The 11,960-nt window shown below is 66.4% G+C and carries 11 protein-coding genes; 9 read left to right on the forward strand and 2 right to left on the reverse strand.

The window, feature by feature from the left end:
* The first annotated feature begins 137 nt into the window (after nt 1-137).
* The 5 genes from JNL31_RS18710 to JNL31_RS18730 all read left to right on the forward strand — a co-directional run bounded on the left by JNL31_RS18710 (nt 138) and on the right by JNL31_RS18730 (nt 6,107).
* Nucleotides 138-1,472, forward strand: a complete 1,335-nt coding sequence (locus JNL31_RS18710) for a glutamine synthetase family protein (protein ID WP_294976712.1) — start codon at nt 138-140, stop codon at nt 1,470-1,472.
* A gap of 73 nt (nt 1,473-1,545) precedes the next feature.
* The gene (locus tag JNL31_RS18715; protein ID WP_294976714.1) at nt 1,546-2,253 is read left to right on the forward strand and encodes a type 1 glutamine amidotransferase; all 708 of its coding nucleotides are present in this window, start codon (nt 1,546-1,548) and stop codon (nt 2,251-2,253) included.
* Between the two features lie 36 nt (nt 2,254-2,289).
* A complete protein-coding gene (locus JNL31_RS18720; RefSeq protein WP_294976717.1) occupies nt 2,290-3,645 on the forward strand; it encodes a glutamine synthetase family protein in 1,356 nt (451 codons plus the stop codon).
* Nucleotides 3,645-4,946, forward strand: coding sequence for an FAD-binding oxidoreductase (locus JNL31_RS18725; protein WP_294976719.1), 1,302 nt, complete (start codon nt 3,645-3,647; stop codon nt 4,944-4,946). Before JNL31_RS18720 ends, JNL31_RS18725 begins: the two co-directional genes overlap by 1 nt.
* A 39-nt stretch (nt 4,947-4,985) precedes the next feature.
* Complete coding sequence (locus tag JNL31_RS18730) at nt 4,986-6,107, forward strand: GlxA family transcriptional regulator (RefSeq protein WP_294976721.1); 1,122 nt, start codon at nt 4,986-4,988, stop codon at nt 6,105-6,107.
* 119 nt (nt 6,108-6,226) lie between these two features.
* Here JNL31_RS18730 and JNL31_RS18735 read toward each other — a convergent pair whose 3' ends face one another.
* Together JNL31_RS18735 and JNL31_RS18740 are read right to left on the reverse strand one after the other, a co-directional pair.
* Nucleotides 6,227-7,261, reverse strand: coding sequence for an LLM class flavin-dependent oxidoreductase (locus tag JNL31_RS18735; protein WP_294976725.1), 1,035 nt, complete (start codon nt 7,259-7,261; stop codon nt 6,227-6,229).
* Nucleotides 7,262-7,287: 26 nt separating this feature from the next.
* Nucleotides 7,288-8,760, reverse strand: coding sequence for an aldehyde dehydrogenase (locus JNL31_RS18740; protein ID WP_294976727.1), 1,473 nt, complete (start codon nt 8,758-8,760; stop codon nt 7,288-7,290).
* A gap of 145 nt (nt 8,761-8,905) precedes the next feature.
* On the opposite strand from JNL31_RS18740, the gene JNL31_RS18745 reads away from it, so the two are divergent.
* From JNL31_RS18745 to JNL31_RS18760, 4 genes are all read left to right on the forward strand, one after another.
* Entirely contained in the window at nt 8,906-9,694 is a 789-nt protein-coding gene (locus JNL31_RS18745; RefSeq protein WP_294976731.1) for an alpha/beta fold hydrolase, read from the forward strand.
* Nucleotides 9,691-10,599 (forward strand): flavin reductase family protein, encoded by a 909-nt coding sequence (locus JNL31_RS18750; RefSeq protein ID WP_294976733.1) that lies wholly within the window; start codon nt 9,691-9,693, stop codon nt 10,597-10,599. The genes JNL31_RS18745 and JNL31_RS18750 overlap by 4 nt, the downstream gene beginning before the upstream one ends.
* Before the next feature lie 26 nt (nt 10,600-10,625).
* On the forward strand, nt 10,626-11,243 hold the full coding sequence (locus JNL31_RS18755) for an amino acid synthesis family protein (RefSeq protein WP_294976736.1): 618 nt from the start codon (nt 10,626-10,628) through the stop codon (nt 11,241-11,243).
* Nucleotides 11,244-11,501: 258 nt separating this feature from the next.
* Entirely contained in the window at nt 11,502-11,708 is a 207-nt protein-coding gene (locus JNL31_RS18760) for a cold-shock protein (RefSeq protein ID WP_294976738.1), read from the forward strand.
* The last annotated feature ends 252 nt before the right edge of the window (nt 11,709-11,960 follow it).

Below are 11,960 nucleotides of genomic sequence, written 5' to 3' on the forward strand. Positions count from 1 at the left end.
GGGCCATCGGGCCCAGGTTGCGGAAGGCGATCAGAACCAAGGGAAGGACCAAGGGCATGGTCCGAACTTGCGCATCAGGCGGGCGCTTTGCGGCGTCCGGGGCGCGGGGTCCGTGCCTTTCCTGAATTGACATGACGATGAAAGATTACCTCAGAAAGCACCCCGACGTGCGCACCATTCGCGTTGCCGCCGTCGACTTGAACGGGCAGGCGCGGGGCAAGCGCGTGCCCGCCCGCTTTGCGGAAAAGGTCGTGAAGGACGGAACCCGGTTCCCCTTCTCGGTCCTGAACCTCGACATCTGGGGCGAGGATATCGACGACAGCCCGCTCGTCTTTGAACAGGGCGACGCCGATGGCGTGCTGAAACCCACGGAACGCGGCTTCATGCCGATGCCCTGGCTGGAGGCGCCGACCGCGCTTTTGCCGATCTGGATGTTCCGCGAAAATGGCACGCCTTACGAAGGCGACCCCCGCCACGCGCTGAACGCCGTGGTGCAGCGCTACAAGGCCAAGGGCCTGACCCCGGTCTGCGCGATGGAGCTGGAATTCTTCCTGATCGACGATAGCGGCAAGACCATGCAGGTCCCTGCCAGCCCGCGCAGTGGCAAGCGCCGCAAGGCCGCCGAGACGCTGTCGATCCGCGCGCTCGACGCCTTCGACACCTTCTTCACCGACCTCTACGACGCCTGCGAGGCGATGGACATCCCGGCCGACACCACCACCTCGGAAACCGGCCTCGGCCAGTTCGAGGTCAACCTGATGCATTGCGACGATCCGCTGCGCGCCGCCGATGATGCCTGGCTGTTCAAGATGCTGGTCAAGGGCCTGGCCCGGCGCCACGGCTTTGCCGCCAGCTTCATGGCCAAGCCCTATGCCGAATACTCCGGCTCGGGCCTGCACACGCATTTCTCGGTGCTGGACGACAAGGGCGACAACATCTTCGACAGCGGCGGCCCGAAGGGCACCGCGCAACTCCGCCACGCCGTCGCGGGCTGCCTGGCGGCGATGCATGACTCGACTCTGCTCTTCGCGCCGCATTTCAACAGCTACGAACGCCTGGTTCCCGACAAGCACGCCCCGACCGCGATCAGCTGGGGCTACGAGAACCGCACCGCCGCAATCCGCATCCCGGCGGGCAACCCCTCGGCCCGGCGGATCGAGCATCGCGTGGCGGGGGGCGACGTGAACCCCTACCTGATGCTGGCCGCGATCCTTGGGGCCGCACTCACCGGCCTGGAAGACGAGATGGAACCGCCGCCCGCCGTGACTGGCAACGCCTATGCGATGGAATTGCCACAGATCCCGTCGACCTGGGAAGACGCGATCGACGCGTTCGAACATTCCGACGTGCTTTACCGCTTCCTGCCCAAGGAACTGGTCCGCAACCTGGTGCAGACCAAGCGGCAGGAGCTGCATTACCTGGCCGAACTTACGCCCGAGGAACGGGTCGAGCTGTATCTCGATACCGTCTAACCGCGCAGCCCCCCTTGACCAGCGGGGGGGCTTCATCCCACCTTTCCAAAAGGCAACCCGAAAGACGCGAGCCATGCAGATCGGCATCCTCCAGACCGGCGAAAGCCCCGACGCGCTCCGCGCCGACATGGGCGATTACCCCGATTTCTTCGAGACGCTGCTGGCGGGCAAGGGCCTGACCTTCCGCCGCTGGGCCGTGCTGCGCAATGACTTCCCGGCTTCGGTGCATGACTGCGACGGCTGGCTGATCACCGGCTCGCGCTTCGGCGCCTACGAGCCGCATGACTGGATCCCGCCGCTGGAGGATTTCATCCGCAAGGCTTACGCGGAACATGTCCCCGTCGTCGGCATCTGCTTCGGCCACCAGATCATCGCGCAGGCGATGGGCGGCAAGGTGGAGAAATACGCGGGCGGCTGGTCGGTCGGGCCGACCGAGTACGATTTTGGCGACGAGACCTACACGCTGAACGCCTGGCATCAGGACCAGGTGGTGAAGAAGCCGGAAACGGCCAAGGTCCTGTCCTCCACCGCCTTCTGCCAGAATGCGGCGCTGCTCTACGACGACCGGATGTTTTCCGTGCAGCCCCACCCCGAATTCCGCAAGGAATTCATGGAGGGGCTGATCAAGTACCGGGGGCCGGGTCTGGTCCCCGACGCGATCCTTGCCGATGCGAAAGCCCGCATCGAGACGCCCCTCGACAGCCCGTCGATGGCCGACCGGATCGCGGATTTCTTCCTGACCCACCAAGCGAAAACTGGGGCCGAGAAGCTCCGCGCCTGACGGTGCGGGGGCCACCCCCCTGAAAACGTGTGACTCATGTCCAAATGGACCGACCAGCTGCCCGAGGCAGCGCGCGACTACATCGGCCACCGCCGGGTAGACGAAGTGGAATGCATCATCGGCGACATCGCCGGGGTGGCGCGCGGCAAGGCCATGCCCGCCGCGAAATTCGCCAAGCAGACCAACTATTTCCTGCCGAACTCGATCTTCCTGCAGACGATCACCGGCGAATGGGCCGACAACCCCTTCGACGCCTTCACCGAACCCGACATGATCCTGGAGCCCGACTGGTCCACCGCCACCGCCGCGCCCTGGACCGCCGACACCACGTTGCAGGTGATCCACGACGCCAAGGACCAGCAGGGCAACCCGATCCCCTTCTCGCCCCGCAATGTCCTCCGCCGCATCGTCGACCTCTACGCCGCGCAGGGCTGGCGCCCGGTCGTCGCGCCCGAGATGGAATTCTTCCTGACCGCCCGCAATATCGACCCGAACATGCCGGTGATCCCGCCGATGGGCCGCTCCGGCCGCCGCGCTGCGGGCAAGCAGGCCTATTCCCTTTCCGCCGTCGACGAATACGGCAAGGTGATCGACGACATCTACGACTTCGCCGAAGCGCAGGGCCTTGAAATCGACGGCATCCTGCAGGAAGGCGGCGCCGGGCAGATCGAACTGAACCTCGCCCACGGCGACCCGGTGCGTCTGGCGGACGACGTCTTCTTCTTCAAGCGCCTGATCCGCGAGGCTGCGCTGCGTCACGACTGCTTCGCCACCTTCATGGCCAAGCCCATCGCAGGCGAGCCGGGGTCGGCGATGCACATCCACACCTCGGTCGTGGACATCGAGACGAAGAAGAATATCTTCGCCGGCCCGAAGGGGGTGGAGACCGAGGCCTTCCTGACCTTCATCGGCGGCATGCAGAAGCACCTCGGCGCCGCCGTGGCCCTCTTCGCGCCCTACGTCAACTCCTACCGCCGCTATGTTCCCGACTTCGCCGCCCCGATCAACCTGGAATGGGGTCGTGACAACCGGACCACCGGCCTGCGCATCCCGATCTCTTCCTCCGCCGCCCGCCGGGTGGAAAACCGCCTGCCGGGCATGGACTGCAACCCCTACCTCGGCATCGCCTCCACGCTGGCCTGCGGCTACCTGGGCCTGATGAACAAGACCCAGGCCCGCCCGGAATTCTCGGGCTCGGCCTATATCGACAACGAGGATATCCCGGCGAACCTCGGCGATGCGCTCGACCTGCTGGAAGAGGACACCGCCCTGCAAGAGGTGATGGGCGTCGACTTCTGCAAGGTCTACGACTCGGTGAAGCGGAACGAATACAAGGAGTTCCTGCAAGTCATCAGCCCATGGGAGAGGGAGCACCTGCTCCTCAACGTCTGATGAATCTCCTGCATATCAACGACCGGCGGGGCGAATGGCCCGCCTCCTATTACACCGCGACCGCAGCCCCGATCGACCGCTTCCCGATTCTGAAGGGCGCGACAAAGGCTGATGTCTGCGTGGTCGGCGGCGGCTATACCGGCCTCTCCGCCGCCCTGCATCTGGCCCAGAAGGGCTATGACGTGGTCCTCCTCGAAGCCCACCGCGTCGGCTTCGGCGCAAGCGGGCGGAACGGCGGGCAGGTCGGCTCGGGCCAACGGCAGGATCAGGTCTGGATCGAAAAGACGGTGGGAAAGGAAAACGCCCGCCGCCTCTGGGACCTGGCCGAGGAAGCCAAGACTCTGGTCAAGACGCTCGTCCGCGACCACGCCATGCCCGTGACCTTCCATCCCGGCATTGCGCACGCCTGCCGGACGGAAGGAGAGGTCCGCGAAACCCACGCCTATGCCGAGAAGCTGCACCGCGACTACGGCTACACCCATCTCGAACCGCTCGACCGCATTGGCATCCGGCGGCTGATCGGCTCCACCGATTATGTCGGCGGCGAGGTGGACCGCGACGCGGGCCACCTGCACCCCTTGAACTACGCCATCGGCCTGGCGCAGGCGGCGGCCAAGGCGGGCGTCCGCATCCACGAAGGCTCGGAGGTCCACCGCGTCGAACCCGGCCCCCGCCCCGTGGTCCGCACCCCTTCGGGCCATGTCGACTGCGCGACCGTCGTGCTTGCGGGCAACGGCTACCTCGGCCAACTGAACGAGAAGGTTGCGGCAAAAGTGATGCCGATCAATAACTTCATCGTCGCAACTGAACCTTTGGGTGAACGGGCGAAGGACCTGCTCTCCGAACCCGTCGCCGTCGCCGACACCCGCTTCGTCGTCAACTACTGGCGTCTCAGCGAAGACAACCGCCTGCTCTTCGGCGGCGGCGAAAGCTATGGCTACCGCTTCCCCGACATCATCAGGACCGTCTCGAAACCCATGCTCCAGGTCTACCCGCAACTGGCCAAGACCCGGATCGACTATGCCTGGGGCGGCACGCTGGCGATCACCGTGAACCGGATGCCCTGTTTCACGAGGCCCGGCCAGAATATCCTCTCCGCCTCCGGTTACTCCGGCCACGGCGTCGCGATGGCAACCCTCGCGGGCAAGCTGATGGCCGAGGCGACGGCAGGCCAGCAGGAACGCTTCGACCTGATGGCCAGCCTGCCGCAGCACCGCTTCCCTGGCGGCGTCGCGCTGCGCTGGCCGCTCCTCGTCACCGCGATGACCTGGTTCTCCCTGCGCGACCGGCTGGGGATCTGACGCCTTCCCTGCCGGAATTTCGACTGCTACCCTCTGCTCATGTCGAAAAACCGTATCCTGACGGGCCAGCCCACCGCGCCGCACCTGCGCGGGCCCGTTACCCCACCGGCCCGCATCAGCTTCGTCATCGTGCCGCGCTTCAACATGGCGACCCTGATCACCCTGATCGAGCCCCTGCGGGTCGCCAACTACCTCGCTCCCGAGCCGCTGTACCAGTGGGAAATCCTGTCGCCCGACGGCCCGGAAATTCCCGCCTCGAACGGGCTGTCGATCACCGCCCAGCCGCTCGACGACCGCAACCGGCGGGGCGAGACGATCTTCGCCCTCGCCTCCTGGGGGGCCGAGGATTACTCCAACCGCGACCTCGCGGGTTGGCTCCGCCGCCAGTCGCGCGACGGCGCCCGGCTCTGCGCGGTGGAGCTTGGCTGTTACCTGCTGGCGAAGGCGGGCCTCCTGACCGGCCGCCCGCTTGCCACCCACTGGTCCTGGGCCCCGGGCTTTCACGAACGCTACCCCGACGTGCCCCTCGTCGAACAACTCTACACCCTTGGCGACAGCATCCTGACCTGCGCAGGGGGCATGGGCGGGGTCGATCTGATGTTGCGCCTGATCGCCGACCGGCATGGCGAGGGCATGGCGGGCGAGGTCGCCGATCAGATCCTGTACCAGCCGATCCGCCCCCCGACCGCCCCGCAGCGCCGGACGCTGGGCCAGGGCACCGACGAATTTCCGCCGACCCTGCGCCGTGCCATCGCTCTGATCGAGGAGAACATCGCCGACCCCCTTTCCGTGCCGGAGATCGCCGATGCGCTTGGCCTGTCACAGCGCCAGCTTGAACGCCTGTTCCATCGGGGTCTGGGGTGTTCCGTCGTGCAGTTCGGCACCCTTGTCCGCCTGCAACACGCCCGCGTCCTTCTGATCGCGACCAAGCTTTCGGTGCGCGAGATCGCCACGGCGACCGGCTTCAACGCCCTGTCGCATTTCGCCAGCGCTTTCCGCAAATGCTTCGACCGCCGTCCCAGCGACTATCGGCAGGGCTGGGCGCCAAGCGAACCCGCGCCCTCCTGGCCCGGCACGCTGACAGGCTATCTGGAAACCCTGCAACAGCGCACCGCCCGCGCCGTGCGCGAGGCTCGGAATGCCCCGATCCGCACGACATGAGCAGACCGGGCGCTTCCCTCCCCCTCGTGGAGAGGGAGAGGGGGGCTCCCTGGTCGGACACCGCAGCCCCCTTCCCCATCCCACAAGGAGGGGAGGCACTTCACCGCCAAAGTCAGTGCTCAGGCAAAGGCCGGGATCACTTCCTTGCAGAACAGCTCCAGCGAGCGTTTCTGTTCCTTCAGCCCCAGGCCAAGCGAGGCATAGTAGATGAACTCGTCCACCCCGATCGCCTCATACTCTTTCAGCTTGGCGATCACCTCGTCGGGCGTTCCGAACATCAGGTTGCGCGACAGCATCTCCGGGTCATATTCCGCCCGGTTGCCCAGCTGGTCGAAGGGAATCGACTTCGAGAAGCCGTTCTCGACATCGCCCATGTTCTTGAACAGGTTCTCGAATTGCGACAACTGCCGCTGCGCCGCGCGGACCGGGACCATCCAGTCCTCCTTCCGGTCGTAAAGCGCCGTGTGACGCATCATCGCCATCGTGGGCCGCCTGGCTCCGGGGTTGTTCGCAACCGCCTCGTTCAGCCGGTCCATGTAAAGCTGCGCCTCGCCCATGTCGCGGGTCAGCGGCCAGGACTGGATGTTGCATCCATGCTTGACCGCGTAGTCATAGGTGATCGGCGCCCGTGCCGCGACCCAGACAGGAACTTCCTTCTGCAAGGGCTTCGGGCAGGAGGTCGCGGTCGGGAAGGACCAGAACTCGCCGTTGTGCTCGTAGTCGCCCTTCCAAAGCTCGCGGATCACCGGCAGCATTTCCTGCATGTAGCGCCAGGCGTCGGTCTGCTTCAGGCCCGGCCGCATCCGGTCGAACTCGCGCTGGTAGGCGCCCGAGCCGATGCCGAACTCCAGCCGCCCGCCCGAGATCAGGTCGACGAAGGCCGCCTCGCCCGCCGCCTTGATCGGGTGCCAGTAGGGCGCCGCGATGACCGCGGTGCCAAGGCGGATGTTGTTGGTATGCGCGGACCACCAGGACAGCACCGAGAACGGGTTCGGCATGATGGTCATTTCCAGCGCATGATGCTCCGCCGCCCAGGCGATGCGGAAGCCGCCCGCGTCGGCCATCTGCACCATCTCCAGCGTGTGCCGGGCCACGTCCCGCATGTCGAGCGTGTCGTCGATCCGCTCCAGGTTGATCGCAAGGTGGAATTTCATCGCTATCTCCGTCGGTTAAGGGGGTTTCAGCGCATCACGAAGGGGTTCGCGATGGGCTCGGATGAGGTGTTGACCCAGATCGTCTTGGGCCGGGTGTAGTCGTACATGGCCTGGAACCCGCTCTCGCGGCCGTAGCCAGATCCCTTGACCCCGCCGAAGGCCGCGATGGGCGAGACGGCACGGTAGGTATTGACCCAGACGATCCCGGCACGAATGGCCTTCGCCACCCGCATCTGCCGCGCGCCGTCCTTGGTGAAAACGCCCGCCGCCAGCCCGTGCTCAGACTGGTTCGCCAAGGCGATGGCTTCATCCTCGGTCCTGAAGCGCAGCACCGACAGCACCGGCCCGAACAGCTCGGTATCCACAATGGTCAGGTCGGGCGAGGGGCAGTCGATGATCGTCGGCTCATAATAGGTCCCGCCAAGCGCAGGCTGCCTGCCCCCGGTCAGGACCTTCGCCCCTTCCGTCACCGCCAAAGCCACCTGCGCCTCGATGTGCCGAAGTTGCCCCTCGGTGCAGAGCGGCCCCATCTGCGTCTCTTCCGCCAGAGGGTCGCCAATGCGAATGGCCTGCGCCGCCGCCACCATCCGCGCCAGAAACGCGTCGGCGACCGCCTCATGTACAATAAGCCGCGACCCCGCCACGCAGCTCTGCCCCGTCGCCCCGAAGATCCCCGCCACCGACCCGTTCACCGCGCTCTCAAGGTCCGCATCCTCGAACACCACAAAGGGCGACTTCCCCCCCAGTTCCAGCGACACCTCCGCGAAATTCTCCGCCGAATTGCGCACCACATGCCGCGCCGCACTCGGTCCGCCGGTGAACGACACCCGCGCCACCAGCGGATGCGAGGTCAAGACCCGCCCCACCTCGCCATGCCCCGAGATGATGTTCACCACCCCCGCCGGAAACCCCGCCGCCTCGATCAGCCGCCCGAACTCCAGCATCGGCACCGACGCATGCTCCGACACCTTCAGCACCACTGTATTCCCCGCCGCCAAGGCCGGCCCCAGCTTCACCGCCGACAGGAACAGCTGCGAATTCCACGGCACCACCGCCGCCACCACGCCCAAGGGCTCGCGGTTGGTGAAGACCAGCAGGTCCGGCTTGTCGATCGGCAGCACCTCGCCCGAAATCTTGTCCGCTGCGCCTGCATAGAACTGGAAGAACTCCGCGATGTATTTCGCCTGCCAGCGCGTCTCCTTCAGCATCTTGCCGGTATCCAGCGTCTCCGCCCGGCCCAACTCCTCCGACGCCTCCGCCAGCAAGTCCCCCAGCTTCCGCAGGCATTTCCCCCGCGCCGAAGGCGTCATCCGCCCCCACTCGCCCGCCAAGGCCCGGTCCGCCGCCCGCACGGCCCGGTCCACATCTGCCGCCGTCGCCTCGGGCACTTCAGCCCAGACCTTACCCGTGACCGGGGACACCGACGGGAACGCTCCCCCGTCCGAGGCCCCCACCCACTCCCCGTCGATCAGCATCCGGCAGCGCTTGATTTCAGACATCCCCGTCCTCCACGGCTTCCCCCTGTTGATGCCGCGCCGAAATGCCGCATGTTTCCGAAAATTCGCCACCAGCCGACGAAAAATCGAAACTCGCTCTCCACGAGCAGTGGCAAACGAAAGCACCACGGACAGGAGGGTGCTTGCGATGATCGACCCCCACGGCACAGTCTATGACCTGACCGGGCCAGAGGACGCCCCCGTGGTCGTCCTGATCCACGGCCTCGGCCTCAACCGCGCCGTCTGGCAATGGCTCACGCCCGACCTCGCCCGCTTCCGCGTCCTGACCTATGACCTGATCGGCCACGGCCAAACCGCCCCGCCGGAAGGCCAGCCTGTCCTGCAAGACCTCGCCGCCCAGCTGGCAAATCTCCTCGACCACCTGACCATCGACAAGGCCGCGATCGTCGGCTTCTCGCTCGGTGGCATGATCGCCCGCCGTTTCGCGCAGGACTATCCGACCCGCACCACGGCGCTCGTCATCCTGCATTCCGCCCATCGCCGCAGCGAAAAGGCGCAAGGCGCGATCCTGTTCCGCGTCGCCCAGGCCGAAGCGGAAGGCCCCGCCGCCACGGTCGAACTCGCGCTCCAGCGCTGGTATACAGAAGCGGCCCAAGCCAACCGGCCCGACCTGATGGACCTCACCCGCCAGTGGGTGCTGGCCAACGACCCCAAGATCTACCCCAAACTTTACCGCATCCTCGCGCATGGCGTGGACGAGATCGTCGCGCCACAGCCGCCGATCACCTGCCCCGCGCTTGTCCTGACCGGCGACGAGGACACCGGCAACGGCCCCGAGATGTCCGTCGCCATCGCCACGGAAATCCCCCGGTCCCGGCTGGTGATCCTCAAGGGCCTCCGCCACATGGCGCTGGCCGAGGACCCGCAAGCCGTGAACCGCCCCGTCACCGATTTCCTCACCGAGGTGCTGACATGAGCCCCGACCCCCGCGCGCTCCGCAACGCCTTCGGCGCCTTCGCCACCGGCGTCACCGTGATCACCACCCGCCAGCCCGACGGCACCCCGCGCGGCTTCACCGCAAACAGCTTCACCTCCGTCTCGCTCGACCCAGCCCTCCTCCTCGTCTGCCTGGCCAAGACCGCGCATTCGGCGGATGTCTTCGCCACTGCCCCGCATTTCGCCGTCAACATCCTGGCCGAGGACCAGAAAGCCGTCTCCGGCCTCTTCGCCTCGCGCACCCCCGACAAGTTCGCACAATGCGCCTGGACGCCGGGCCATGGCGATGTGCCGCTCCTCGACGGTGCCCTCGCCCAATTCGCCTGCGCAAGGCATGATCTCGTCGATGCGGGCGACCACCTGATCCTGATCGGCAGGGTCGAGGATTTCGCCACCTCCGAAGGCCAACCCCTCGGCTATTTCCGCGGCAGCTACTTCTCCATCGGCATCGAGCGAGAGCTTGCCGAAGCCGCCGCCGCCGCCAAAGGCAGCCGCCTCGGCGCCGTCCTCGCCTGCAACGGCGGCGTGCTTCTCAAGGTCGATGCGCAAGGCGCCCTCAGCCTTCCGCTCGCGCCGAAACCCTCGCTCGACAGCCTGACCGCAAGCCTGACCGCGCAGGGCCTGACCCCGACGATCGACTTCGTCTATGCCGCCTTCGACGACCGTTCGACCGGTGGTCACGCGGTCTATTACCACGGGCAGGTGTCGGGCACCCTGCCCCAGGGCTACCGCATCCTGCCCCTGACCGACCTCGCCCGCGCCCCTCTCGCCAACCCGGTCGAGACGCAGATGCTGGCCCGTTATGCCGAAGACTACCGCAACGGCAGCTTCACCCTCTACCACGGCACCGAAACCTCGGGCCATGTCCGCCAGATCGGCGCCTGACGACGCACAGAAAGGAAACCCACCCCATGTCCCTCACCGACTCCCTCCCCGAACTCCGCAAGCTCGTCACCTATGACGAGGACACCGTCTCCGACGGCGGCCGCGCCTGCACCCCGCCGCTCCGCATGATCGCCGTCGCCGCCGTGGTCACGAACCCGTGGCATGGCCGGGGCTTCGTCGAAGACCTCTCCCCCGAAATCCGCCGCATGGGGCCTGCCCTGGGCCAACTCCTGACCGACCGGCTGATCCGCCTCGCGGGCTCCGGCGACGCCATCGAGGCCTACGGCAAGGCCGCCCTCTGCGGCACCGCCTGCGAGCTGGAACATTGCTCCGCCCTGATCCACACGCTCCGCTTCGGCAACTTCTTCCGCGAGGCGGTGGGGGCGAAAACCTACCTCGGCTTCACCAATTCGCGCGGCCCCGCCAACACGCAAATCCAGATCCCCTTGATGGACAAGCACGACGCCGGCCGCCGCTCGCATTACCTGACGATCCAGTTCTCCGTTCCCGACGCCCCCGGCCATGACGAGCTGGTCATCGCCCTCGGCGCCTCGCTCGGGGGTCGCCCGCACCACCGCATCGGCGACCGCTACCAGGACCTGAAGGAGATGGGCGGCGAGGTCGACAACCCGGCGGGGGTGTAAGCAAGCCGGAGCGGTCGTAGGTCGGGCTTCAGCCCGACTCCACGCCTCCGCTCCCCTTGCGGGGCGACCGGGCGCCCGGCCCACCTCGGCTGTTCTTCGGAACAAGCCTTGCAATGCAAGGGACAGAAGCCTATGTGGGACCCGCAAAGCTTCTTCTTTCGACCTTCTGTTTCCTGACGGCTTCAGTTGCGACTCTGACGACACTGAGCCAGGCCATCGCACCACGCGGATGGCAATCTAAGATTAGGAGACATCACGATGGCCCAAGGCACCGTGAAATGGTTCAACGCCACCAAAGGTTTCGGCTTCATCGCTCCGGCAGGCGGCGCGAAGGACGTGTTCGTCCACATCACCGCCCTGGAACGCGCCGGCATCCGCCAGCTGAATGACGGCCAGGCCGTCACCTACGACGTGGAAGCCGATCGCAACGGCCGCGAATCCGCCGTGAACCTCGCTCTGGCGTAAGCCGGTCGAGGTCCAACCGGACCAGAAATGAGAAGGCGGAGGGACGCAAGTCCCCCCGCCTTTCGCTTTTGGCGTAGGTCGGGCTTCAGACCGACTCCACAACCCTTACCGAACCTTAGCCTCTAGAAAGGAACGCAACACCTGAGGTTTGGAGGGGGGTTGCGATGGAGAGGCGGGGGCGGCATCTGGACGCATGCGAGCGTGCGGTGATCTTTGCGGAGCATCGCCGGGGCACGAGCCAGCGGGAGATCG

Origin of the sequence: Tabrizicola sp., from assembly GCF_016792905.1 — a bacterium.
Lineage (GTDB): Bacteria > Pseudomonadota > Alphaproteobacteria > Rhodobacterales > Rhodobacteraceae > Tabrizicola.

What these genes read in the sequence shown, in the direction of transcription:
- JNL31_RS18730 (WP_294976721.1), top strand. Translation starts at nt 4,986, where the DNA reads ATGTCGAAAAACCGTATCCTGACGGGCCAGCCCACCGCGCCGCACCTG.
- JNL31_RS18745 (WP_294976731.1), top strand. Translation starts at nt 8,906, where the DNA reads ATGATCGACCCCCACGGCACAGTCTATGACCTGACCGGGCCAGAGGAC.
- JNL31_RS18720 (WP_294976717.1), top strand. Translation starts at nt 2,290, where the DNA reads ATGTCCAAATGGACCGACCAGCTGCCCGAGGCAGCGCGCGACTACATC.
- JNL31_RS18710 (WP_294976712.1), top strand. Translation starts at nt 138, where the DNA reads ATGAAAGATTACCTCAGAAAGCACCCCGACGTGCGCACCATTCGCGTT.
- JNL31_RS18715 (WP_294976714.1), top strand. Translation starts at nt 1,546, where the DNA reads ATGCAGATCGGCATCCTCCAGACCGGCGAAAGCCCCGACGCGCTCCGC.
- JNL31_RS18750 (WP_294976733.1), top strand. Translation starts at nt 9,691, where the DNA reads ATGAGCCCCGACCCCCGCGCGCTCCGCAACGCCTTCGGCGCCTTCGCC.
- JNL31_RS18725 (WP_294976719.1), top strand. Translation starts at nt 3,645, where the DNA reads ATGAATCTCCTGCATATCAACGACCGGCGGGGCGAATGGCCCGCCTCC.
- JNL31_RS18735 (WP_294976725.1), bottom strand. Translation starts at nt 7,261, where the DNA reads ATGAAATTCCACCTTGCGATCAACCTGGAGCGGATCGACGACACGCTC.
- JNL31_RS18755 (WP_294976736.1), top strand. Translation starts at nt 10,626, where the DNA reads ATGTCCCTCACCGACTCCCTCCCCGAACTCCGCAAGCTCGTCACCTAT.
- JNL31_RS18760 (WP_294976738.1), top strand. Translation starts at nt 11,502, where the DNA reads ATGGCCCAAGGCACCGTGAAATGGTTCAACGCCACCAAAGGTTTCGGC.
- JNL31_RS18740 (WP_294976727.1), bottom strand. Translation starts at nt 8,760, where the DNA reads ATGTCTGAAATCAAGCGCTGCCGGATGCTGATCGACGGGGAGTGGGTG.